This window comes from Lyngbya aestuarii BL J (genome assembly GCF_000478195.2).
Taxonomy (GTDB): Bacteria; Cyanobacteriota; Cyanobacteriia; order Cyanobacteriales; family Microcoleaceae; genus Capilliphycus; species Capilliphycus aestuarii.
Window position 1 is genome coordinate 1 of sequence record NZ_AUZM01000291.1, and the last position, 765, is coordinate 765.

Here is a 765-nt window from a genome sequence, read left to right on the forward strand (position 1 = left end):
GTTATCGCTGTAAAGACGGAACTTATCGCTGGTTCTTGTGGACGGCAACACCTGTTTTAGAACAAGATCGTATTTATGCTGTGGCGCGTGATATCACCCAACGGCAGCAAGCAGAAGTAAAAATTCGTCAAAGTGAAGAACGTTTTCGCACCGTCGCTAATTTCACTTATAATTGGGAATCTTGGATTAATCCCGACAGAAACTTTCTGTATGTTTCTCCATCTTGTAAACGAATTACGGGATATCAACCTGAAGAATTTATTCGCAACCCACAACTATTAATCGCAATTGTTCATCCTGAAGATCGAGAGATTATTTTAGAATATTTGCAAGAACATTTTCAGCAAAATCAACCTTATTTTGTCGATTTTCGGATTATTACCCAGACCGGAGAAATACGTTGGATTGCTCATCAATGTCAATCTGTTTATAGTAATGATGGACAGTGGTTAGGACGACGAGTCAGTAGTCAAGATATTAGCGAACAAAAACAGATCGAACAAGCATTACGAGAAAGTGAAGAACGTTACCGTCGCATTATTGAAACCACAATTGAGGGTGTTTGGGTGATTGATGCGGCGAACAGAACCACGTTTGTTAATGAACAAATGGCGACAATGCTCGGTTGTCATGTAGAGGATATGATGGGAAAATCGATGTTTGAGTTTATTGATGAGGACAACTGGGAAATCGCCGCAGCAAACCTGGAACGTCAGCGTTTAGGAATCTCAGAACAACATGATTTTAAGTTTCGCCGTCAAACAG

General features: G+C 40.4%; 1 protein-coding gene. It reads left to right on the plus strand.

Annotated elements, in window-relative coordinates:
- The coding region (locus tag M595_RS28145; RefSeq protein WP_023069945.1) for a PAS domain-containing protein at positions 1-765 on the plus strand (765 nt) is incomplete at both ends.